The sequence below is a fragment of the Pseudomonas sp. SDT291_1_S447 genome (assembly GCF_054070155.1).
In genome coordinates this window covers 24,831-48,710 of sequence record NZ_JBSVXS010000025.1, presented here as the reverse complement: position 1 = coordinate 48,710, position 23,880 = coordinate 24,831, and the positions used below count along the sequence as shown (strand labels likewise).

Annotated in this window: 19 protein-coding genes; 14 read left to right on the top strand and 5 right to left on the bottom strand. The window is 59.6% G+C overall.

Annotated elements, in window-relative coordinates; genetic code table 11:
• Positions 1-82: 82 nt before the first annotated feature.
• From ACW9IR_RS11405 to gap, 4 genes are all read right to left on the bottom strand, one after another.
• Positions 83-2,668: a TonB-dependent receptor gene (locus ACW9IR_RS11405; RefSeq protein WP_110718802.1), complete on the bottom strand. Its 2,586-nt coding sequence runs from the start codon at positions 2,666-2,668 to the stop codon at positions 83-85.
• Between the two features lie 121 nt (positions 2,669-2,789).
• The gene (locus ACW9IR_RS11400) at positions 2,790-3,755 is read right to left on the bottom strand and encodes a FecR family protein (protein ID WP_110718801.1); all 966 of its coding nucleotides are present in this window, start codon (positions 3,753-3,755) and stop codon (positions 2,790-2,792) included.
• A gap of 101 nt (positions 3,756-3,856) precedes the next feature.
• On the bottom strand, positions 3,857-4,384 hold the full coding sequence (locus ACW9IR_RS11395; protein WP_064391734.1) for an RNA polymerase sigma factor: 528 nt from the start codon (positions 4,382-4,384) through the stop codon (positions 3,857-3,859).
• Between the two features lie 190 nt (positions 4,385-4,574).
• On the bottom strand, positions 4,575-5,576 hold the full coding sequence (gap, locus tag ACW9IR_RS11390; protein ID WP_034153396.1) for a type I glyceraldehyde-3-phosphate dehydrogenase: 1,002 nt from the start codon (positions 5,574-5,576) through the stop codon (positions 4,575-4,577).
• Between the two features lie 220 nt (positions 5,577-5,796).
• Here gap and edd point away from each other — a divergent pair, with 220 nt between their 5' ends.
• The 11 genes from edd to ACW9IR_RS11335 all read left to right on the top strand — a co-directional run bounded on the left by edd (position 5,797) and on the right by ACW9IR_RS11335 (position 19,499).
• The gene (gene edd / locus ACW9IR_RS11385) at positions 5,797-7,623 is read left to right on the top strand and encodes a phosphogluconate dehydratase (RefSeq protein ID WP_007917882.1); all 1,827 of its coding nucleotides are present in this window, start codon (positions 5,797-5,799) and stop codon (positions 7,621-7,623) included.
• Positions 7,620-8,579: a glucokinase gene (locus ACW9IR_RS11380; RefSeq protein WP_110718800.1), complete on the top strand. Its 960-nt coding sequence runs from the start codon at positions 7,620-7,622 to the stop codon at positions 8,577-8,579. Before edd ends, ACW9IR_RS11380 begins: the two co-directional genes overlap by 4 nt.
• Before the next feature lie 179 nt (positions 8,580-8,758).
• A complete protein-coding gene (locus ACW9IR_RS11375; RefSeq protein WP_102900192.1) occupies positions 8,759-9,490 on the top strand; it encodes a response regulator in 732 nt (243 codons plus the stop codon).
• Complete coding sequence (locus tag ACW9IR_RS11370) at positions 9,480-10,949, top strand: ATP-binding protein (protein ID WP_110718798.1); 1,470 nt, start codon at positions 9,480-9,482, stop codon at positions 10,947-10,949. The genes ACW9IR_RS11375 and ACW9IR_RS11370 overlap by 11 nt, the downstream gene beginning before the upstream one ends.
• Positions 10,950-11,244: 295 nt before the next feature.
• Positions 11,245-12,504, top strand: a complete 1,260-nt coding sequence (locus tag ACW9IR_RS11365) for a D-mannose isomerase (RefSeq protein WP_095121284.1) — start codon at positions 11,245-11,247, stop codon at positions 12,502-12,504.
• 119 nt (positions 12,505-12,623) lie between these two features.
• A complete protein-coding gene (locus ACW9IR_RS11360; protein WP_016983700.1) occupies positions 12,624-13,925 on the top strand; it encodes an ABC transporter substrate-binding protein in 1,302 nt (433 codons plus the stop codon).
• A 124-nt stretch (positions 13,926-14,049) separates the two neighbouring features.
• On the top strand, positions 14,050-14,958 hold the full coding sequence (locus ACW9IR_RS11355; protein ID WP_007917874.1) for a carbohydrate ABC transporter permease: 909 nt from the start codon (positions 14,050-14,052) through the stop codon (positions 14,956-14,958).
• Positions 14,951-15,796, top strand: coding sequence for a carbohydrate ABC transporter permease (locus ACW9IR_RS11350; protein ID WP_457463228.1), 846 nt, complete (start codon positions 14,951-14,953; stop codon positions 15,794-15,796). Before ACW9IR_RS11355 ends, ACW9IR_RS11350 begins: the two co-directional genes overlap by 8 nt.
• Positions 15,797-15,798: 2 nt before the next feature.
• Positions 15,799-16,959, top strand: a complete 1,161-nt coding sequence (locus ACW9IR_RS11345; RefSeq protein WP_102900194.1) for an ABC transporter ATP-binding protein — start codon at positions 15,799-15,801, stop codon at positions 16,957-16,959.
• Between the two features lie 223 nt (positions 16,960-17,182).
• A complete protein-coding gene (locus ACW9IR_RS11340) occupies positions 17,183-18,532 on the top strand; it encodes a carbohydrate porin (protein ID WP_007917870.1) in 1,350 nt (449 codons plus the stop codon).
• Between the two features lie 112 nt (positions 18,533-18,644).
• The gene (locus tag ACW9IR_RS11335; protein ID WP_007917868.1) at positions 18,645-19,499 is read left to right on the top strand and encodes a D-hexose-6-phosphate mutarotase; all 855 of its coding nucleotides are present in this window, start codon (positions 18,645-18,647) and stop codon (positions 19,497-19,499) included.
• A gap of 346 nt (positions 19,500-19,845) precedes the next feature.
• On the opposite strand, the gene ACW9IR_RS11330 is transcribed toward ACW9IR_RS11335, so the two are convergent.
• Positions 19,846-20,706, bottom strand: a complete 861-nt coding sequence (locus ACW9IR_RS11330) for a MurR/RpiR family transcriptional regulator (RefSeq protein WP_171057240.1) — start codon at positions 20,704-20,706, stop codon at positions 19,846-19,848.
• A gap of 226 nt (positions 20,707-20,932) precedes the next feature.
• Between ACW9IR_RS11330 and zwf the strand changes: the two genes are divergently transcribed.
• The 3 genes from zwf to ACW9IR_RS11315 are packed head-to-tail and all read left to right on the top strand — an operon-like array spanning position 20,933 to position 23,782.
• Positions 20,933-22,399 carry a glucose-6-phosphate dehydrogenase gene (gene zwf / locus ACW9IR_RS11325; protein WP_186614516.1) on the top strand — a complete coding sequence of 489 codons (1,467 nt, stop codon included), beginning with the start codon at positions 20,933-20,935 and terminating at the stop codon, positions 22,397-22,399.
• Positions 22,386-23,099: a 6-phosphogluconolactonase gene (pgl, locus tag ACW9IR_RS11320; RefSeq protein ID WP_457463224.1), complete on the top strand. Its 714-nt coding sequence runs from the start codon at positions 22,386-22,388 to the stop codon at positions 23,097-23,099. Before zwf ends, pgl begins: the two co-directional genes overlap by 14 nt.
• Before the next feature lie 17 nt (positions 23,100-23,116).
• Entirely contained in the window at positions 23,117-23,782 is a 666-nt protein-coding gene (locus ACW9IR_RS11315) for a bifunctional 4-hydroxy-2-oxoglutarate aldolase/2-dehydro-3-deoxy-phosphogluconate aldolase (protein ID WP_008082815.1), read from the top strand.
• The last annotated feature ends 98 nt before the right edge of the window (positions 23,783-23,880 follow it).

The window sequence follows — 23,880 nt, the reverse complement described above, 5'->3', positions numbered from 1 at the left end:
TAACGAGACGAACAAGGCGACGTGCAAGCGTAAAAAAACCTCACTGCGCAGTGCCTGAACACGCGCAGTGAGGTTGGCCGGATCAGATGTCCCAGATCAGGTTGATCGCAAAGTTGCGGCCCGGTTGGGTCAGGCGATCGAGGTTGGCCGGCTGCGTCACCGAGGCTTCGCCAACGCTGTCGTAACCGCGCACGTCATCCCACAGCCAGTATTTCTTGTCGGTCAGGTTGTAGATGCCGCCGCTGACGGTGACGTCGTCGGTGACTTTGTAATAACCGGCCAGATCAAGAATGCCGAAGCCCGGGGTTTTGAATTGGCTGCTGACGCCATCCGGCGACTTGAAGTTGCTGTCGTCGACGCGATCCTTTTTCTTCACCACAGTCCAGCTCAGCAGGCCGCCGTAGTTGTCCTGGTCGTAACCCAGACCGAACACGCCGGTCAGCGGGTTGACGCTGTTGATCGGCTCGCCGTTGTCGTTGTTGCGACCGTAGGCGTAGGCGATAGAACCTTGGGTGTACAGGCCTTGCGGCGCGCCAAACGCATCCAGATTCAGACGACCTTTGACTTCCGCCCCCTTGATGGTGGCGTGCTTGATGTTGGCCGACTGGAAGGTCAGCTCGTTGCGGCCCGGGGTCACAGCATCTTCGTTGATGAAGTCGCGATACTTGTTATAGAACACTGCCACGTCGAACGAACCGTGTTCGAAGTTGCCGCGCAGACCGGTTTCATAGCTTTTGCTTTTTTCCGGTTCCAGGTCGGGATTCGGCGCCACGCTGTAGCCAGTGGTGGTGTTTTCGAAGCGGCCGTACAGGGCTTTCGCGGTCGGGGTGCGGAAGCCTTCGGCGTATTGACCGTACCAGGTGTAGTTTTCGGTCAGGGCGTAGGTCAGGCCGAATTTCGGCGAGACTTTGTGCCAGGTCTTGTTCTCGTCGCTGACCGTGCCTTGACCGTCAGCCGCCACGGTGTTGAGGAATTCCTGAGTGATGTGCGGCTTGAGCTGGGTGTAGTCGTAGCGCAGGCCCGGCAGGAAGGTCCAGTTGTTCCAGCTGATCTGATCCTGAGCGAACACGCTGTAGGTGTTGATGGTCGGGTCCGGGAAGTCGGTGGCTTTGGCCAATACGTCAGCAGTACTGGTTGCACCAATGGCGGTGCAGCCACGACCGACGGCCAGGCAGGTGCCGTCGCCGCTGCGCGAGCCGGTGACTTTCTGCTGCTTGATGGTGGTGCCGTAAGTCAGCACGTGATCGGTGGCGCCGATGGTGAACGCCTTGTCCAGTTGCGCATCGAAGACCCATTGTTTCTCTTCGTAAATCGTGTCGCGAGTACGCAGCACTTTACGGGTGATCGGGTAGTAGAACTCGGTGGTGCTCTGGTCAGTCTTGGCGATCTGGTGGTTGAGGCTCCACTTCACGTTATCGACCAGCAGGCTGTCGAGGGCGAACGAGTGCTCGATGCCGATACGTTCACGGGTGATGGTGTCGTTGCCGGTGCGCCACTGGTACATGCCGCCGGGCAGTACGCTGTTGGGGATGGTCGGGGCGCCATTGAAATACGGGCCGCCGTAGGCACTTTTCTGATCGGTGTCGCGGTCATCCTTGTACTTTTCGTAGGTCAGGCCCAGACGCGAATCTTCGTTGTAGTTCCAGCCGATCTTGGCCAGCACGTTGTAGGCGTTGACGTCTTCCGGGTTGGCGGCGGTGCGCTCAAGGCCAGTGCCATTGTTGCTGCCGTAGGAATCGGTTTCGTGACCGTCGCGTTGGCTGTAGTGCAGCAAACCGTCGAACTGGTCGGCGCGGCCGGCAACGGTGGCGGACTTCAACCAGCTGTCATCGGCGGAGCTGTAACCGGTTTTCAGGCGCGCACCGACGTCTTTGCCCGGTTTGATGATGTCGTCGGCATCGAGGGTGTAATAGCTGACGGCGCCGCCGATGGCGTTGCTGCCGTACAGCACCGAGGCCGGGCCACGGAGGATTTCCACGCGTTTGACGATTTCCGGATCGACGTAGTTGCGCTGGGTCTTGGCGTACGGGCCGTTGAAGAAACCGTCCGGCACTTCGACGCCGTCAACCTGAGTCAGGATGCGGTCGCCGTCGATGCCGCGAATGTTATAGCCGCTGATACCGCCACGCTGACCGGCGCCACCGACGGAAACGCCCGGCTCGTAACGCACCAGATCCTTGATGGTGTTGACGTTGTTGCGGTCCAGATCCTGGCGGGTCTGCACGGTGACGGTAGCCGGCACGCTATTGACCGACTGCTCCTGACGGGTGGCGCTGATGGTCACCTGATCCAGATTGAGCGTGCCGCTGGCGTTGCGCTTTTCCAGTACGACGTTGTTATTGCTGATTTTGCGGAAGCTCAGGTTGGTCCCCACCAACAGACGCTCCAGGGCTTTTTCTGGGGGCAGCGAGCCACGCACGCCCGGCGACGACACGCCCTGACCCAATTCTGCCGGCAAGCCGACCTGCCAACCGGTCACGGCGGTGAAGGCATTGAGTGCCGACACCAGCGGCTGCTGGCCGATGGCGAACGAGTAATCGCCCATGTTGCGTGTCGGTTGCTCGGTGGCCGCCATCAGCGGCGCAGTGCCGGCCATCAGGATGGCCGCGGTCAGCAGCGACAATACGCGGGAAGGGGAGGAGGTCTGGCGGGTAAGGCGTGAGGACATCGATAGCGCTCCGTGTCGCACGAATCTTTATAGGTGCTGATTGACTCGCGTGTTGCGAATCAATTGCATTGGCTATAACGAGACGTACTACCGTTGGCTATCGAGTAAAAATAATTCTCATTTAGTTCAGGATGACCAGCGCGGGGAATTCTTTCAGTTGCGCCGAGGTGATCTGAGCGAGGGAGCGAACCACGTCGAGCGGCTGGTCGAGACGGTAATTGCCGGTTACGGCGACGTCGGCCAACTGTTCGTTATTGTTGATGATCCAGCCCGGGTAGTAACGGCGCAATTCGGCCAGCACCTGATTCAGCGGGCAGTTCTCGAACACCAGTCGGCCCTGCACCCACGCCAGATCGGTGTTGGCGTCGAGTTTGGCCGGGCGGTCGAAACCGTTGGGGCCGATGCGGATGCTCTCACCGGCAGTCAGACGTACACGGGCATCGTTATGGGTGGCGCGCAGATCGACGTCGCCACGCTGCACATTGACCTGCGCGACGCCATCGAGATAACGCACGGCGAACGCGGTATCGCGCACGCTGGCAGTGACTGGCCCGGCATCGATTTCCAGCGGTTGACTGCGCCCGCTGGCAATTTCGAAAAACGCCTCGCCCTGAAACAACCGGGCAACGCGCTGCTGATCGTTGATGGTGCTGGAAAATGCCGAATTGGTATTGAGCAGGACTTTCGAGCCGTCTTCCAATTGCAGGCGCTGACGCTCGCCGACCACCGTCAGATGATCGGCCTGAATGCGCATCGGCAAATTGCTGAAACTGAACAGACCGAGTACCAGCACGGCGGCGGTGGCCAGCGGTTTCCAGTGCGGACGCAGACGCTTGAGGACGGTGACTTTCGCAGGTTTCGCCGCCAGGCTTTGCGCACACAGGGCGACTTGCGGGCCGTCCCAGATCGCTTGGGCCTTGGCGAACGCTTCGGCATTCAACGGATCGGCCGCCAGCCAGGCATGGAACTGCCGGGTCTGCTCCTCGTCCGGGCTGCCGAGCACGATGAGCCAGTCCAAAGCCTGGTCCATTGCGTTTGCAGCGTCCTGCGCCGAATCCGGCGAAGGCGAGCGGTGGGTGTCCGTCACGGTGTTTCCTCGGGCTTCTGGCGAAGCAGTTTCTAGCGTCAAGCTGCAAGCTGCAAGCCAGATGCGTGTACTGCTTTTCGTTTTTACTTGGAGCTTGAAGCTTACAGCTTGCCGCTGCTGTCGTGTCGTTCAGCGACACCGATGCAAATGCTCATGATCAGCTTCAATTCTTTCTGCACAGTGCTGAGGGAAACATTCAGCTCATCAGCGATTTCCTGATAGCTGTTCCCGTGCAAACGGCTGAGGATGAAAATCTGCTGCTGGCGGGGGCTGAGTTGACTGAGGCTCACGTTCAGGCGCTCCAGCATCTGTTCGGCGTGGGCGGCATCTTCAGCGCTGCTGGCGGGGGCGGCGATGCTGTGCACGACATCCTGCGGCACATCATCGACCATGGTTCGCGAATGGATCTTGCGCGCACGCAAATGATCCAGCGCCAGATTGCGCGCGGTCTGGAAGACAAAAGGTTCGAGGTGATCGATGGCCCGCTCGCTCAACGCCCGCGTCACGCGCAGGTAGGTCTCCTGCAGCAGGTCTTCAGCGGTGCTGTGATTGTTGACCATCCGTTCCAGCGTACGCAGTAGCGAGGTGCGCTGGGTGAGGAAGACGTGGTTGAAGCGCGATTGACTCACGGGAGGACCTGATCGATTTCAAGCGAATGATAATGCTTATCATCTATTCGAATGGTCAAGCCCTGATTTCAAATACAGTACAAAACCCCTGTAGGAGTGAGCCTGCTCGCGATAGCGGTAGATCAGCCACACATCTGTGACTGACAGATAGCTATCGCGAGCAGGCTCACTCCTACAAGGGATACGGGATTTACTCCGCGTTACACAACGCCAGGCAGTTATCCAGCATGCGGTTGGAGAAGCCCCACTCGTTGTCATACCAGGCCAGCACTTTCAGCAGTTTGCCGCTGGATTTGGTGTGGTTGGCATCGAAAATCGACGACAGCGGATTGTGGTTGAAGTCGCTGGATACCAGCGGCAGGGTGTTGAAACCGAGAATCTTCGAATGTTGGCTGGCGGCTTTCATCAGCGCGTTGACTTCTTCGGCGCTGGCTTCTTTCTTCAGTTGTACGGTCAGGTCCACCAGCGACACATTGATCACCGGGACACGCACGGCCATGCCGGTCAGTTTGCCGGCCAGTTCCGGCAACACCAGGCCCACGGCCTCAGCGGCGCCGGTCTTGCTCGGGATCATGTTCTGCGTGGCCGAACGCGCGCGGTACGGGTCGGTGTGATAAACGTCAGTCAGATTCTGATCGTTGGTGTAGGCATGGATCGTGGTCATCAGGCCGCTTTCAATGCCCAGTTCACGGTGCAGCACCTGCGCCACCGGCGCCAGGCAGTTGGTGGTGCACGAAGCGTTGGAGATGATCTGGTGCGACTGGCGCAGAATGTCGTGGTTCACACCATAAACCACAGTGGCGTCGGCGCCTTTTGCCGGAGCCGAGATGATCACTTTGCGTGCACCGGCAGTAATATGCGCGGCCGCTTTGGCGCGATCGGTAAAGAGACCGGTGCATTCGAACACCACATCAATCTTTTCCGCCGCCCAGGGCAACTCGGCCGGGTTGCGAATCGCGCTGACCGCAATGCGGTCGCCGTTGACGGTCAGACTTTCATTGTCATGCTCGACTTGCGCGTCGAACGTGCCGTGAACGGTATCGTATTTGAGCAGATGAGCATTGATCGAGCTGTCGCCGAGATCGTTGATGGCGACGATCTGCAAATCCTGTCGATAGCCTTGGGTATACAGTGCGCGCAGGACATTACGGCCGATGCGGCCAAAACCATTGATTGCGATTCGAAGAGTCATGGAACAGCGCCGCCGTCGTTTTGTTGTTGGAATTACAAGATTATTCGCATAAAAATAGAAAACAAGCCTTTTTAGTGGCAATATTTTGTTTTATCTACAACGAGTGACCTGAATCAACTGGTCCGAATGGTCAAAAAAGCCGTCTGTCATTCCAACAACAACGGCGTTTGATCAGCATAGACAATCAGGTCGCCACATCCGTTAGCCTGGAGTTCTACACATGCATCCCCGCGTCCTTGAGGTCACCGAACGGCTTATCGCCCGCAGCCGCGCCACGCGTCAGGCTTACCTTGCACTGATTCGCGGCGCCGCCACTGACGGGCCGATGCGCGGCAAGCTGCAATGCGCCAACTTCGCCCACGGCGTGGCCGGTTGCGGCAGCGAAGACAAGCACAGCCTGCGGATGATGAACTCTGCGAACATCGCCATTGTTTCTTCTTACAACGACATGCTCTCGGCGCACCAGCCGTACGAAGTTTTCCCGGAACAGATCAAGAACGCCCTGCGCGAAATCGGCTCGGTCGGCCAGTTTGCTGGCGGCACGCCGGCGATGTGCGACGGCGTGACCCAAGGCGAGCCGGGCATGGAACTGAGCCTGCCGAGCCGCGAAGTGATCGCCATGTCTACAGCGGTGGCGCTGTCACACAACATGTTCGACGGCGCGCTGATGCTTGGCATCTGCGACAAGATCGTCCCGGGCCTGATGATGGGCTCGCTGCGCTTCGGTCACCTGCCGACGATTTTCGTCCCGGGCGGGCCGATGGTCTCGGGGATTTCCAACAAGGAAAAAGCCGACGTGCGCCAGAAATACGCCGAAGGCAAAGCCACCCGCGAAGAGCTGCTGGAATCGGAGATGAAGTCCTACCACAGCCCGGGCACCTGCACCTTCTACGGCACCGCCAACACCAACCAGTTGCTGATGGAAGTCATGGGCCTGCACTTGCCGGGCGCGTCTTTCGTCAACCCGAATACGCCGCTGCGTGATGCGCTGACCCGCGAAGCCGCGCATCAAGTCACGCGCCTGACCAAGCAGAACGGTAACTTTATGCCGATCGGCGAAATCGTCGACGAGAAATCGCTGGTCAACTCGATCGTCGCGCTGCACGCCACCGGCGGCTCGACCAACCACACCTTGCACATGCCAGCCATCGCCATGGCCGCGGGTATTCAACTGACCTGGCAGGACATGGCCGACCTCTCCGAAGTCGTGCCGACCCTGAGTCACGTCTACCCGAACGGCAAAGCCGACATCAACCACTTCCAGGCAGCGGGCGGTATGTCGTTCCTGATCCGCGAACTGCTTGGCGCCGGTCTGCTGCACGAAGACGTCAACACCGTGCTTGGCCACGGCCTGAGCAAATACACCAAAGAGCCGTTCCTTGATAACGGTGAACTGGTCTGGCGTGAAGGTCCGGTCGACAGCCTCGACGAAAACATCCTGCGCCCAGTCGCCCGTGCGTTCTCGGCGGAGGGTGGTTTGCGGGTGATGGAAGGCAACCTCGGTCGCGGTGTGATGAAGGTGTCCGCCGTCGCCCTGGAGAACCAGATCGTCGAAGCGCCAGCGATGGTGTTCCAGGATCAGCAAGACCTGGCTGACGCGTTCAAGGCCGGTCTGCTGGAAAAAGATTTCGTTGCCGTGATGCGCTTCCAGGGGCCGCGTTCCAACGGCATGCCGGAGCTGCACAAGATGACGCCGTTCCTCGGCGTGTTGCAGGATCGTGGCTTCAAAGTCGCCCTGGTGACTGACGGCCGGATGTCCGGCGCCTCGGGCAAAATCCCCGCTGCGATTCACGTCAGCCCCGAGGCTTATGTCGGTGGTGCTTTGGCGCGCGTGCAAGAGGGCGATATCATCCGCGTCGATGGCGTCAAAGGTACTTTGGAACTTAAAGTCGACGCCGCCGAATTTGCAGCGCGCGAACCCGCCAAAGGCCTGTTGGGCAACAACATCGGCAGCGGTCGTGAACTGTTTGGTTTTATGCGTTTGGCCTTCAGCTCGGCGGAGCAGGGCGCCAGCGCCTTCACTTCTGCCCTGGAGACGCTTAATTGAAACTGGCTTTGGTCGGTGACATCGGAGGCACCAACGCGCGGTTTGCGTTGTGGAAAAACCAGCAACTGCAATCGGTTCAGGTGCTGGCCACGGCCGACCATGCCAGCCCGGAAGAGGCGATCAGCCTCTATCTGAGCGGGCTCGGTCTGGCGCCGGGTTCGATCGGTTCGGTGTGCCTGTCGGTGGCCGGCCCGGTCAGTGGTGATGAATTCAAATTCACCAACAACCACTGGCGCCTGAGCCGCAGCGCGTTCTGCAAAACCTTGCAGGTCGAGCAGTTGTTGCTGGTCAACGACTTCTCGGCGATGGCGCTGGGCATGACCCGTTTGCAGCCGGGCGAATTCCGCGTGGTCTGCGAAGGCACGCCGGAGCCGTTGCGTCCGGCGGTGGTGATCGGCCCGGGCACTGGCCTTGGCGTCGGCACCTTGCTCGATCTCGGTGAAGGCCGTTTCGCGGCGTTGCCGGGCGAGGGCGGTCACGTCGATCTGCCGCTGAGCAGTCCGCGTGAAACCCAGCTGTGGCAGCACATCCACAACGAGATTGGCCATGTCAGCGCGGAAACCGCGTTGAGTGGCGGCGGTTTGCCGCGAGTCTATCGCGCGATCTGCGCAGTGGACGGGCATGAGCCAACGCTTGATACGCCGGAAGCGATCACGGCGGCCGGTCTGGCGGGTGATCCGATTGCCCTGGAAGTGCTCGAGCAGTTCTGCTGCTGGCTCGGCCGTGTCGCCGGTAACAACGTGCTGACCACGGGCGGGCGTGGTGGGGTGTATATCGTCGGTGGTGTGATTCCACGCTTCGCCGATTTCTTCCTCGAAAGCGGTTTCGCCCGCAGCTTCGCTGACAAAGGTTGCATGAGCGATTACTTCAAAGGCATTCCGGTGTGGCTGGTGACAGCGCCGTATTCCGGGCTGGTTGGCGCCGGCGTAGCGCTGGACCAGTCAATCCCAACCTGAAATGCAATCAAACTGTAGGAGTGAGCCTGCTCGCGATAGCGGTACGTCAGTCAACGAATGTGTTGAATGTAAGACCGTTATCGCGAGCAGGCTCACTCCTACGGTTGTTTTGTGGTGTTTGTAAAATCAGTGCTTAAGGCATAATCCGCCCCAATTCCAACAACAAGGATGCCTTCGAAGTGAGCTCAGTCAACAAGTCGATATTGTTGGTCGATGACGACCAGGAAATACGCGAGTTGCTGGAAACCTACCTGACCCGCGCCGGGTTTCAGGTACGGGCCACCGCCGACGGTGCCAGTTTCCGTCAGGCCCTCAACGAGGCGCCGAGCGATCTGGTGATCCTCGATGTCATGCTGCCCGACGAAGACGGCTTCAGCCTGTGCCGTTGGGTGCGTCAGCATCCGCGTCAGGCGCAGGTGCCGATCATCATGCTCACCGCCAGTTCCGACGAAGCCGACCGCGTGATCGGTCTGGAACTCGGTGCGGACGACTACCTAGGCAAACCCTTCAGCCCGCGCGAACTGCAAGCACGCATCAAAGCCCTGCTGCGGCGTGCGCAATTCGGTCAGGAGCGCAGCGGCAGTGACGTGCTGGCCTTCGACGAGTGGCGGCTGGACATGGTCAGCCATCGGCTGTTTCACACCGACGGCGAGGAAGTGATTCTCTCCGGCGCCGACTTCGCCCTGCTGAAACTGTTCCTCGATCACCCGCAGGAAATCCTCGACCGCGACACCATCGGCAACGCCACCCGCGGTCGCGACCTGATGCCGCTCGATCGCATTGTCGACATGGCCGTCAGCCGTTTGCGCCAGCGTCTGCGCGACACCGAGAAACCGCCACGACTGATCCGCACCGTACGCGGCAGCGGCTACCAACTGGCAGCCAATGTGGTTGCCAGCAATGGTCACTGATTCGCTGCGTAAACTCGCCGCCAAGGTGCCGGTGCCGCGTTCGCTGCTCGGGCGGATGCTGCTGCTGACCCTGCTCGCGGTGCTGTTTGCGCAGACCTTGTCGAGCGTGATCTGGGTCTCGCAATTGCGCGCCACGCAGCTCGAAGGCCTGGTCACCAGCGCCCGCAGCCTCGCCCATTCAATGACCGCCAGCGTCAGTTACTTCCGCTCTCTGCCGGTGGCTTATCGACCGCTGGTGCTGGATCAATTGCGCAGCATGGGCGGCACCCGCTTCGTGGTGACGCTCAACGACAAGCCGCTGGGCATGGACGTGCTGCCAGTCACACCGCGTAAAGCGGCGGTGATGAAAGCGGTCGACGAAGTGCTGCGGCAGACCTTGGGCCATGACACCGATATTTCGGTGACCTTCGTCAGTCCCGAAGACCTGCGCATCTTCAACGCCGGGCTGAAGCTGGATGAATTGCCACGTTCCTGGGCGCATTACGCGCTGACCCTGGAACCGGTGAATCCACCCGTGCTGGTCACGCAGATTCAAATGGCCCCGGGCGAATGGCTGTACATCGCCTCGCTGTTGCCGGAGCCGTACACCAGTCTTGAAGAGCAAGGCCTGCCGTCGCAGCAGGTGTGGTTCATCGTCCTCACCAGCGGATTCTTGCTGCTGTTCATCGGTCTGCTGGTGCACTGGCAGAGTCGGCCGCTCAAGCGTCTGGCGCGAGCGGCGCGGGATCTTTCGCTGGGCGCCGACGTCGAGCCAGTGGCCGAGGGCGGCGGCAGTGAAGTGGTCGAAGTGGGGCGCGCCTTCAACACCATGCGCGAGCGCATCAGCCGTTACCTGACCGAGCGCAGCCAGTTGTTCAGCGCAATTTCCCATGACCTGCGCACGCCGATTACGCGTTTGCGTTTGCGCGTCGAATTGCTTGAAGACGAAAAGCTGCAAGCCAAGTTCGGCCGCGATCTGGATGAGCTGGAACTGCTGGTCAAAGGTGCGCTGCAATGCGTGAAAGACACTGATATCCACGAGAACATCGAACCGGTGGATCTCAACCATGTGCTTGATTGTCTGGTCGAACCGTACCTGGCGCCGAACGGCAACGGTCGTGTGACTCAGCATGGTCGCGCATTGGCGGCGTATCCGGGCAAACCTTTGGCTTTGAAGCGTTGCATTGGCAACCTGATCGACAACGCGTTGAAGTATGGGCAGAACGCGCACTTGCATATCGATGACGATGACAGCGCGTTTGTCTTGCACGTTGATGATGAAGGGCCGGGGGTGCCGGAGCAGCGTTTGGAGCAGGTGTTTGAGCCGCACTTCAGATTGGCGGGGCAGCAGCAGGGGTATGGGCTTGGGTTAGGCATTGCGCGCAATATTGCCCACAGCCATGGTGGGGAAGTGACGTTGCAGAATTTGCGTGAGGGTGGGTTGCGGGTGACGTTGCAGTTGCCGCGTTCGACGGATTGAGTCAAAAGCTTTTCCTCACCCTAGCCCTCTCCCAGAGGGAGAGGGGACTGACCGCGTTCTTCATTCGAATTGCGCCGACCTGATGCATTGAGTCGATTATGGATTCGGTACAGCTCTTTCAGGTCGGCGCAACTCTTCAGCATCCTGCGGTCGGCCCCCTCTACCTCTGGGAGAGGGCTGGGGTGAGGGTCGCTCTTTGTCACGATCTGGTGACAAACCCCGCCCCCTTCGTTACAAGCCCACCCCGACCCGTTGTTTAGACTCCCCGCAGTCATAACAACAAAAAAGGCCACCCATGGATCTCTTCCAACCCGGCTTCAGCAGTTGGCTGAATGCCCCTGCCCACCAGCAATGGCTCGCCGCCGAAGGCCTGCGTCTGCTGGATTTCGCTAAGGCAGCAAAACTCCCACAAGGCTTCGGCAACCTCGACGAACGCGGCCGTCTGCCAGCGAACGCGCAAGCCGAAACCATGAACACCGCGCGCATGACCCACAGCTTTGCCATGGCCCATATTCAGGGCCTGCCGGGTTTCGCCGAACTGGTCGATCACGGCATCGCTGCCCTGCGCGGGCCATTGCGTGATGCGTTGCACGGCGGCTGGTTTGCCGTCGCCGAACACCGCGACGACAACACCGGCAAGAACGCCTACCTGCATGCCTTTGTCGCACTGGCGGCCAGCTCTGCGGTGGTTGCGCAACGTCCCGGCGCACAAGCGCTGCTGGACGATGCCATCGACATCATCGACACCTATTTCTGGAGCGAAGAAGAAGGCGCCATGCGCGAATTCTTCAATCGCGACTGGAGCGAAGAAGAAGCCTATCGCGGCGCCAACAGCAACATGCACGCCACCGAGGCGTTCCTCGCGCTGGCCGATGTCACTGAAGATCCGCGCTGGCTGGTGCGTGCGCAACGCATCGTCGAGCGGGTGATCCACGGTCATGCCGCCGGCAACGGTTACATGGTCATCGAACATTTCGACCGCGACTGGCAACCGCTGCGTGAATACAACCACGATAATCCTGCCGACGGTTTCCGCCCTTATGGCACCACACCGGGCCACGGTTTCGAATGGGCGCGGCTGCTGCTGCACCTCGAAGCGGCGCGGGTTCAGGCCGGCATGCTCACGCCCGGTTGGCTCGCCACCGATGCGCAAAAACTGTTCGAGAACAACTGCCGCAACGGTTGGGACGTCGATGGTTTGCCGGGCATCGTTTACACCCTCGACTGGGACAACAAGGCGGTAGTTCGCCACCGCTTGCATTGGACTCACGCTGAAGCCAGCGCTGCTGCGAGCGCGTTGCTAAAGCGCACCGGCGATGCGCAATACGAAACCTGGTACCGGCTGTTCTGGGAATTCTGCGAGGTGAATTTCATCGACCGTTGCGACGGCAGCTGGCACCACGAACTCAACCCGCAAAACATCCCCAGCGCCGATATCTGGCCGGGCAAACCCGATCTGTATCACGCCTGGCAAGCCGTGCTGATTCCGCGTCTACCCTTGTCACCCAGTATGGCGACTGCGCTGGCACAGTTATCCCAGAGCAGTCCTGTGTAACCATGTGGTGACATTCGCGCGTCCCTTCGTTACCTGCGAAGGGAAACGTCCTGTTTAAACTCCTGTGCAGCGCAAGCACCAGACTTGCAATGCATAACAACAAGAAAGGTACATCTCAGATGAATGCGATTTCTCGCCTCGCTACTGTCATTTCTGTCGCCTCCCTGTTCCCGCTCGCAATTCTGCCTCTCAGTGTTTCCGCTGCCGAATCCAAAGGTTCGGTTGAAGTCGTGCACTGGTGGACGTCCGGTGGCGAAAAAGCTGCCGTTGATGTGCTCAAGGCGCAAGTCGAAAAAGACGGTTTCACCTGGAAAGACGGCGCTGTCGCCGGCGGTGGCGGTGCGACTGCCATGACCGTGCTGAAAAGCCGTGCCGTTGCCGGCAACCCGCCTGGCGTTGCCCAGATCAAAGGTCCGGATATTCAGGAATGGGCGTCCACTGGCCTGCTCGACACCGACGTGCTGAAAGACGTCGCCAAGTCGGAAAAGTGGGACAGCCTGCTCGACAAGAAAGTCTCCGATACCGTGAAGTACGACGGTGATTACGTGGCCGTGCCGGTGAACATTCACCGAGTGAACTGGCTGTGGATCAACCCGGAAGTATTCAAGAAAGCCGGTATCACCAAGAACCCGACCACCCTCGAAGAATTCTATGCCGCTGGCGACAAGCTGAAAGCTGCGGGCTTCATTCCGCTGGCTCACGGCGGTCAGCCTTGGCAGGACAGCACCGTGTTCGAAGCCGTCGTGCTTTCGGTCATGGGTGTCGATGGTTACAAGAAAGCCCTGGTTGACCTGGACAACGCCGCGCTGACCGGCCCGGAAATGGTCAAGGCGCTGACCGAGCTGAAGAAAGTCGCGACCTACATGGACGCCGACGGCAAAGGCCAGGACTGGAACCTGGAAGCGGCCAAAGTCATCAACGGCAAGGCCGGCATGCAGATCATGGGTGACTGGGCCAAGTCGGAATGGACCGCCGCGAAGAAAGTCGCTGGCAAGGACTACGAGTGCGTCGCCTTCCCGGGCACCGACAAAGCGTTCACCTACAACATCGACTCGCTGGCCGTGTTCAAGCAGAAGGACGCAGGCACTGCGGCCGGTCAGCAGGACATCGCCAAGGTCGTGCTGGGTGAGAACTTCCAGAAAGTCTTCAGCATCAACAAAGGCTCGATCCCGGTGCGCAACGACATGTTGAACAACATGGACAAGCTCGGCTTCGATTCTTGCGCACAAACCGCTGCCAAGGACTTCCTGGCGGACGCCAAATCCGGCGGCCTGCAGCCAAGCATGGCGCACAACATGGCGACCACGCTGGCGGTGCAAGGCGCGTTCTTTGATGTCGTGACCAACTACATCAACGACCCGAAAGCCGACCCGGCCGACACTGCCAAGAAACTTGGCGCAGCGATCAAGTCGTCCAAATAAGCCGTAACGGCAAGCTGCGAGCTGCGAGCCGCAAGCTACAAGCTTGAGCTCTATCGGTCTTGCAGCTTGCAGCTTGCAGCTTGCAGCTTGCAGCTGTTCTTCACTTTTTTTGATGGATTTCCCCATGAGTTCTGTTGCTGTGTTCAGCAAGGCCTCGCCGTTCGATGCATTGCAACGCTGGCTACCCAAACTGGTGCTGGCGCCGAGCATGTTCATCGTGCTGGTGGGCTTCTATGGCTACATCCTGTGGACGTTCGTGCTGTCGTTCACCACTTCGACCTTCCTGCCCAACTACAAGTGGGCCGGTCTGGCGCAATACGCGCGGTTGTTCGACAACGATCGCTGGTGGGTCGCGAGCAAAAACCTCGCGGTGTTCGGCGGCATGTTCATCGGCATCACCTTGGTGATTGGCGTGTTGCTGGCGGTGTTTCTCGACCAGCGCATCCGTCGCGAAGGCTTTATCCGCACCATTTACCTGTACCCGATGGCGCTCTCGATGATCGTCACCGGTACCGCATGGAAATGGCTGCTCAACCCGGGCATGGGCCTGGACAAATTGTTGCGTGACTGGGGCTGGGAAGGCTTCCGTCTCGACTGGCTGATCGACCCGGATCGCGTGGTTTACTGCCTGGTGATCGCCGCTGTGTGGCAAGCCTCGGGCTTCATCATGGCGATGTTCCTTGCCGGCCTGCGTGGCGTCGATCAATCGATCATCCGCGCTGCACAGATCGATGGCGCGAGCATGCCGACGATCTACTGGAAAGTGGTGCTGCCAAGCCTGCGTCCGGTGTTCTTCAGTGCGGTGATGATTCTGGCGCACATCGCGATCAAGAGCTTCGACCTGGTCGCGGCGATGACTGCCGGTGGCCCGGGTTATTCCTCCGACCTGCCAGCGATGTTCATGTATTCCTTCACCTTCAGTCGCGGCCAGATGGGCATGGGCTCGGCCAGTGCGATTCTGATGCTCGGTGCGATCCTCGCGATCATCGTGCCTTACCTGTATTCCGAGCTGAGGACCAAGCGCAATGACTAGTCTCGCTGCCAAACCTGCTATCAGCCTGAGTCGCATCTCGATCTACGCAGTGCTGATCATCGCTGTACTGCTTTATCTGGTGCCGCTGGTGGTCATGTTGCTGACCAGCTTCAAGACCCCGGAAGACATCAGCACCGGCAACCTGCTGAGCTGGCCGACCGTGGTCAGCGGCATCGGCTGGGTCAAGGCCTGGGCCACGGTTGACGGTTACTTCTGGAACTCGATCAAGATCACTGTGCCAGCGGTAATCATCTCCACCGCCATCGGTGCGTTGAACGGTTATGTGCTGTCGTTCTGGCGCTTCCGTGGTTCGCAGTTGTTCTTCGGTCTGCTGCTGTTCGGCTGCTTCCTGCCATTCCAGACTGTGCTGCTGCCAGCCTCGTTCACCCTCGGCAAAATGGGCCTGGCAAGCACCACCACCGGCCTGGTGTTTATCCATGTGGTTTACGGTCTGGCGTTCACCACGCTGTTTTTCCGTAACTACTACGTGAGCATTCCGGATGCGTTGGTCAAAGCTGCTCGTCTGGATGGCGCGGGTTTCTTCACGATTTTTCGGCGGATCATTCTGCCGATGTCGACGCCGATCATCATGGTCTGCCTGATCTGGCAGTTCACCCAGATCTGGAACGACTTCCTGTTTGGTGTGGTGTTCTCCAGCGGTGATTCGCAACCGATCACGGTGGCGCTGAACAACCTGGTCAACACCAGCACCGGCGCCAAGGAATACAACGTTGATATGGCAGCGGCGATGATCGCCGGCCTGCCGACCCTGCTGGTCTATGTGGTCGCAGGCAAGTATTTCGTGCGCGGGCTGACGGCCGGCGCGGTCAAGGGGTAATCATGGCAACGCTCGAACTTCGCAACGTCAACAAGACCTACGGTGCCGGCCTGCCGGACACCCTGAAGAACATCGAACTGTCGATCAAGGAAGGCGAATTCCTGATCCTCGTCGGCCCGTCGGGCTGCGGCAAGTCGACCCTGATGAACTGCATCGCCGGTCTGGAAACCATCACCGGCGGCGCGATCATGATCGGTGATCAGGACGTCAGCGGCATGAGCCCGAAGGATCGCGACATCGCCATGGTGTTCCAGTCCTACGCGCTGTACCCGACCATGAGCGTGCGCGAGAACATCGAATTCGGCCTGAAGATTCGCAAGATGCCGCAGGCCGCGATCGACGAGGAAGTCGCGCGCGTGGCCAAGCTGTTGCAGATCGAACACTTGCTCAATCGCAAGCCGGGTCAGCTCTCCGGTGGTCAGCAACAGCGTGTGGCGATGGGCCGTGCACTGGCGCGTCGACCGAAGATTTATCTGTTCGACGAACCGCTGTCCAACCTCGATGCCAAGCTGCGCGTCGAGATGCGCACCGAAATGAAACTGATGCACCAGCGCCTGAAAACCACCACGGTCTACGTGACCCACGACCAGATCGAAGCGATGACCCTGGGCGACAAGGTTGCGGTGATGAAGGACGGCATCATCCAGCAGTTCGGCACGCCAAAAGAGATCTACAACGACCCGGCCAACCTGTTCGTGGCGAGCTTCATCGGTTCGCCGCCGATGAACTTCATCCCGCTGCGCTTGCAGCGCAAGGACGGTCGTCTGCTGGCGCTGCTCGACAGCGGTCAGGCCCGTTGTGAATTGCCGATGAGCATGCAGGACGCCGGGCTTGAAGATCGCGAAGTGATCCTTGGCCTGCGCCCGGAACAGATCGTTCTGGCGAACGGCGAGGGCAATGGCCTGCCGAGCATTCGTGCCGAAGTGCAGGTGACCGAGCCGACCGGTCCGGACACGCTGGTGTTCGTCAATTTGAATGACACCAAAGTCTGCTGCCGTCTGGCGCCGGACGTGGCACCGCAGGTGGGCGAGAACCTGACGCTGCAATTCGATCCGTCGAAAGTGTTGTTGTTCGATGCCAACACCGGCGAGCGCCTCGGCACTGCCGGCCAACCACAGACCGATGCGCGGTCTGCGAACGTGGCGCAATTCAAAGGCCGCTGAAGAACAATGCTGGAATGCGGTCATGTGGGAGCTGGCTTGCCAGCGATGAGGCCGGCACATCCAACATGGATGTCGCCCGAAGCACCGCCATCGCTGGCAAGCCAGCTCCCACAGGGATTGGATTCCAAAAGGAGCACGCGGTGGATTGCCTGTAGTCCATCGCAATTTATGTAAACCGCGTTAGATAAAAACAGTTAATAACAATAAAGACGAGGATGTAGGGATGAAAAAGAAACACGTCAATGCCCGGTTGATCTGCCAAGTGTCGGCTGCGGCGGCCTTGGTGCTGGCCGGTAACGCCATGGCGGCGGATGCCTTCAGTTCCGATTCGAAATGGATGACCGGCGACTGGGGTGGCGAGCGTACCAAGCTGATCGAGCAGGGTATCGACATCAAGGCTGACTACGTTGGGGAAGTCGGTGGCAACCTGAACGGTGGCTACAACGACGACAAGACCGCGCGTTACGCTGACCAGTTCGGTCTGGGCGTGGCACTCGATCTGCAAAAGCTGTGGGGCTGGGATAACACCCAGGCGAAGATCCAGCTGACCAACCGTAATGGCTACAACATTTCCAACGACCGCGTTGGCGATCCGCGTGCCGGCACCCTCAGCTCCTCGCAAGAAGTTTACGGTCGTGGCCACATGGTGCGTCTGACCCAGTTGTGGATTCAGCACCAGTTCTTCGACAACAAGCTCGACGTCAAGGCCGGTTACTTCGGTGAAGGCGAAGACTTCAACACCTTCCCGTGCGACTTCCAGAACCTCGCGTTCTGCGGTTCGCAAGTGGGTAACTGGGCGACCAACATCTGGTACAACTGGCCCGTCAGCCAGGCCGCGATCCGTGTGAAGTACAACATCAACGACGAGCTCTACGCGCAGATCGGCGCGTACAACCAGAACCCGTCGCAGCTGGAACACGGCAACGGCTTCAAGCTGAGCGGCAGCGGCACCAAAGGTACTGTGTTGCCGGTTGAATTGGTCTGGTCGCCGAAGGTCAACAGCCTGCCGGGCGAATACCGCGTCGGTTACTACAAGAGCACGGCCGATGCCGACGATGTTCGTGAAGACGTCAACGGTTTTGACGCTGCTACTACGGGCGACGCTTACAAAACCCACAGCAGCAAAAGCGGCTACTGGTTCGTGGCGCAGCAGCAACTCACCAGCCACAACGGTGATGCCTCGCGCGGTCTGAACATCGCGGCCAACGCCACGTTCCACGACAAAGACACCAACTTCATCGACAACTATCAGTCGGTGATGTTTGTCTACAAAGGCCCGTTCGACGCGCGTCCGAAGGATGACGTCGGTATCGGTGCGGCGCGTATCCACGTCAACGACGACGTGAAGAAAAACGCCGAACTGCTGAACGCTTCCAACGGTGTTTCGGATTACGACAACCCGGTGTTCTCGCCGATTCGTGAAACCGAATACAACTACGAGATCAACTACGGCTTCCACGTCACCAACTGGCTGACCGTACGTCCTAACCTGCAGTACATCACTCACCCGGGTGGTGTGGATGAAGTTGATAACGCTTTGGTCGCTGGCCTGAAAATTCAGTCTACGTTCTGACGCGTCTGCGATAAGCTCCTCTCTATGTGCGCATATTTGCGGACAGCCAAGGCTGTCCGCTTTTTTTTGGGGCGGCGCACCCCTGTGAAAGACGAGTTCAGGATCGTGGCAAATGCATGAGCATCCGCTACAACGCTTCTTCAAATCCCTGCGTGAACAACCGGTGTTCGCCTGGGAGCGCTATCAGATGCGCGACGTGTTGGTGATCGATCACCCGCTGTGTCAGGCGGTGTTCAGTCGTCAGGGCGCGCAGTTGCTGCACTTTCAGCCGCGCGGGCAAAAGCCGTGGTTGTGGTGTGCGGCGAAGTGGCCGCATGTCGGCGCTATTCGCGGTGGTGTGCCGGTGTGCTGGCCGTGGTATGGCCGTCATCCGAGCGAAAACGCCTGGCCATCGCATGGTTGGGCGCGTTTGCTCGACTGGAAGTTGCTCGACAGCAGCAGCGCCGAAGATGGCGTACGCCTGCACTGGCAATTGCAGCTGTGCGACTGGCAGGTTGACCTGCACGCACATCTGGGTGAACGCATGGAATTACGCCTGAGTACCGAGCATCAGGACGACATGCCGTGCCAGTTGAGCCAGGCTTTGCACGCTTACTGGCGTATTGGCGATGTGGGTGAGATAGCGCTGTCTGGGCTCGAAGGGGCGCAGGGTTATGACCAGTTGAATCGCCAGGTTTGTCAGCAGGAAGGTGAATTGCGCGTTGATGGTGGCTGTCAGCGAGTGTTCCAGCATGACGGCGAATTGCAGCTGAAAGATCACGCCTGGCAGCGCGAGTTGTGCATTGATACTGGCGACAGTGCCGACACGGTGGTCTGGCATCCTGGAGCGCGGCCGTTGTTGGGCGTGACGTGGGATGAGATTTCCGAGTTTGTCTGTGTGGAAGCGGCGGCGGGTGGCACCGACAGCCTGCATCTGGCGCCGGGGGAGAAGGCGCATTTGAGTTTGCAGGCGTGGGCGGCGGCTTAGTGTGTCAAGTATACCGCTACCCTCACCCTAGCCCTCTCCCGGAGGGAGAGGGGACTGATTGCGGGATGCTCAAGAGTTACGCCGACGTGAAAGTGCAGCGCTGAATCCATAATCGACTTTATTTTTCAGGTCGATGTATAGCGCAAGACACCTCGATCGGCCCCCTCTCCCCCTGGGAGAGGGGGCGAATGTGGGATATTCGAGAGATGCACCGACCTGAACAAATGTCGGTGAATCCATAATCGACTCAGTGTTTCAGGTCGATGTATAGCGCAAGACACCTCGGTCGGCTCCCTCTCCCTCCGGGAGAGGGCTGGGGTGAGGGTTGGCTTTCGCTTTTAGCGCCTTAGTTGAACTCGTCACCCACCGGATACCGGCTGGCATTCAAGCTCTCTTTGATCTTGCGCAAATGCGGCTGGAAATCCACCCCGCGACGCAAGGTCATCCCGGTCGCCAACACATCCAGTACCGTCAACTGAATGATCCGCGAAGTCATCGGCATATAAATGTCGGTGTCTTCCGGCAACGGAATATTCAGGCTCAAGGTACTCGCCTTGGCCAGCGGCGAATTCTCCGCCGTCAGGCCCAGCACCGAAGCGCCGTTCTCGCGAGCAATACGCGCCACTTCTACCAGCTCACGGGTACGGCCGGTGTAGGAAATGATCACGAACAACTCACCGGTGTGCGCCACCGAAGCAATCATCCGCTGCATCAACACATCGGCATGCGCGGTGACGGCGAGGTTGAAACGGAAGAACTTGTGCTGCGCATCCAGCGCCACCGGCGCCGAAGCTCCGAGGCCGAAGAAGTGGATCTGCCGCGCCTGAATCAACAGGTCGACGGCGCGGCTGATCAGGTTCGGATCGAGCGCCTGACAAGCACTGTCCAGCGAGGCGATGGCGCTGCCGAAAATCTTCTGCGTGTACGCCTCGGGATTATCGTCGGCCTCGACCGCGCGGCTGACATACGCCGCGCCGCTGGCCAGGCTCTGCGCCAGTTGCAGCTTGAGTTCGGGATAGCCGCTGACACCGAACGACCGGCAGAAACGGTTGACCGTCGGTTCGCTCACCGAGGCGGCCTGGGCGAGGGCGGCGATGCTGAAGCGGGTGGCCTGCTGCGGGTTGAGCAGGATCACCTCGGCGACTTTGCGTTCGGCCTTGTTCAGGTCTTCAAGGCGACTCTGGATCTGTTCCAGTAAATTTCGCACGCGGTCCATATGGAATTCCTAATTCACCTGCGCAAAGGTGCGCCGGGCTATGCAAATTGGGCCTTTGATATGGCCCGTAACGGTGGCCTATCCTACTGATGGCTCCGACTGACCACCACTCGGAATCTGTATTTTGCGAAAATGTTGTGGTTATTACTACATTTTCCCTTGAGTGATGCCTTGAAAAAAGGTATTTGTAGCTTAACTTGATAAAAGAACAAACATCATGCCTTCGATTACGGTTGAACCGTGCACCTTTGCCTTGTTCGGCGCGCTTGGCGATCTGGCCCTGCGCAAGCTGTTTCCTGCCCTTTATCACCTCGATGGCGCCGACCTGCTGCACGAGGACACGCGCATCATCGCGTTGGCCCGTGAAGAAGGTTCCCAGCAACAGCACATGGCGTTCATCGCCGCCGAACTGCGTCGCTATGTGGGCAAAGAGCTGAACGAGGCCGTTGCCGAGCGTTTTCTCGCACGCCTGACCTACCTGCACGTCGACTTCCTCAAATCCGAAGATTATGTAGCGCTGGCCGAACTGGCTGGCAGCACGCAACGCATGATTGCCTACTTCGCCACGCCGGCAGCGGTGTACGGCGCGATCTGCGAGAACCTGGCGAAAGTCGGTCTGGCGGAAAACACCCGCGTGGTGCTGGAAAAACCGATCGGCTCCGACCTCGAGTCGTCGCGCAAGGTTAACGACGCCGTGGCGCAGTTCTTCCCGGAGAACCGCACCTACCGCATCGACCACTACCTGGGCAAAGAAACCGTTCAGAACCTGATCGCCCTGCGTTTCGCCAACAGCCTGTTCGAAACCCAGTGGAACCAGAATTACATCTCCCACGTGGAAATCACCGTGGCCGAGAAGGTCGGCATCGAAGGCCGTTGGGGTTACTTCGACAAGGCCGGCCAGCTGCGCGACATGATCCAGAATCACCTGTTGCAACTGCTCTGCCTGATCGCCATGGACCCGCCGGCCGATCTTTCCGCCGACAGCATCCGTGACGAGAAGGTAAAAGTGCTCAAGGCCTTGGCGCCGATCAGCCCCGAAGGCCTGACCACGCAAGTGGTGCGCGGCCAGTACATCGCCGGTCACAGCGAAGGAAAATCCGTACCGGGTTACCTCGAAGAACCAAATTCAAACACTCAGAGCGACACCGAAACCTTCGTCGCCCTGCGTGCCGACATCCGCAACTGGCGCTGGGCCGGCGTGCCGTTCTACCTGCGTACCGGCAAGCGCATGCCGCAGAAACTGTCGCAGATCGTCATCCACTTCAAGGAACCGTCGCACTACATTTTTGCGCCGGAACAACGCCTGCAGATCAGCAACAAACTGATCATTCGCCTGCAGCCGGACGAAGGCATTTCCTTGCGCGTGATGACCAAAGAGCAGGGCCTGGACAAAGGCATGCAACTGCGCAGCGGGCCGCTGCAACTGAATTTCTCCGACACCTGGCGTAGCGCGCGGATCCCCGACGCCTACGAGCGGTTGTTGCTGGAAGTGATGAACGGCAATCAGAACCTGTTTGTCCGTAAAGATGAAATCGAAGCCGCGTGGAAGTGGTGTGACCAGCTGATCGCCGGGTGGAAAAAATCCGGTGACGCGCCCAAGCCGTATGCGGCCGGGTCGTGGGGGCCGATGAGCTCCATTGCATTGATCACGCGGGACGGGAGGTCGTGGTATGGCGATATCTGATGTGCAACTGCCCGCGGGCGTGAATGCCCACGAATTCAAAAGCCCGGTGTTGTTGGCCGAAGGCCTGGCGCTGAACGTCGCCAAGCAATTGAGCGACGCCATTGCTGTACGCGGCAACGCGGTGCTGGTGGTGTCGGGCGGTCGTAGCCCGGTGGCGTTTTTCCAGCACCTGGCCAAGCAGGAACTGGACTGGTCGAAGGTCGTCGTGACCCTCGCCGATGAGCGCTGGGTACCGGTTGAACACGCTGACAGCAATGCCGGCCTGCTCAAGCAGTACCTGCTCAAAGGCCCAGCGGCGAAAGCGCAGTTCCTCAGCCTTTATAGCGCGGCGGCCAACGTCGAGCAGGCTGCTGAACAGGCTGACCGCTTGCTCGCCGAGTTGCCGCCGATTGACGTACTGGTGTTGGGCATGGGCGATGACGGCCACACCGCGTCGCTGTTCCCCGACAGCCCGAACCTTGCCGAAGCGTTGCAAGCCGATGGCACACGCCGTTGCTGGCCGATGCTGGCGCCGAGTGTGCCGCGTCAGCGCCTGACCATGAGCCGTGCGCTGCTGGCCTCGGCCAAGCACAAGATTCTGTCGATTTCCGGTCAGTCGAAACTGACCACCCTGAATGCCGCACTGGCATCCGACGACGTCGCCGCCATGCCGGTGCGCGCGTTTCTGCAACCTACGTTAGAGATTTACTGGTGCCAATGAGCCAAGGAACAGCCGCTATGACAACCCCATCCCCGACCGTTTCCATGGCGGACAAAGTTGCCCTGATCGACAGCCTCTGCGCCAAGGCGCGGATCCTGCCGGTGATCACCATCGCTCGCGAACAGGACGTGCTGCCACTGGCTGACGCTCTGGCTGCCGGTGGTCTGACCGCGCTGGAAGTGACCCTGCGTTCGCAGTTCGGTCTCAAGGCCATCCAGATCCTGCGCGACCAGCGTCCGGAACTGATGACCGGTGCCGGTACCGTGCTCGATCGCAACATGCTCGCGGCTGCCGAAGCCGCTGGTTCGCAGTTCATCGTCACTCCGGGCATTACCCGTGACCTGCTGGAAGCCAGCGTCGACAGCCCGATTCCGCTGTTGCCGGGCATCAGCAACGCTTCCGGCATCATGGAAGGCTACGGTCTGGGTTATCGCCGCTTCAAGCTGTTCCCGGCTGAAGTCAGCGGTGGCGTGGCGGCAATCAAAGCTCTCGGCGGCCCGTTCGGCGAAGTGAAATTCTGCCCGACTGGCGGCGTCGGCCCAGCCAACATCAAGAGCTACATGGCGCTGAAAAACGTCATGTGCGTGGGCGGTAGCTGGATGCTTGATCCGGAGTGGATCAAGAACGGCGACTGGGCCCGTATTCAGGAATGCACCGCCGAGGCGTTGGCACTGCTGGACTGATTGTTACCAGACACTTCGTTGTGTGTTCTACGGCTTTACGGTGCGCTTGGTCGGTGCACCGTTTTTTTTTGCCTCGAAGAAAGTGCCAGGACATCACG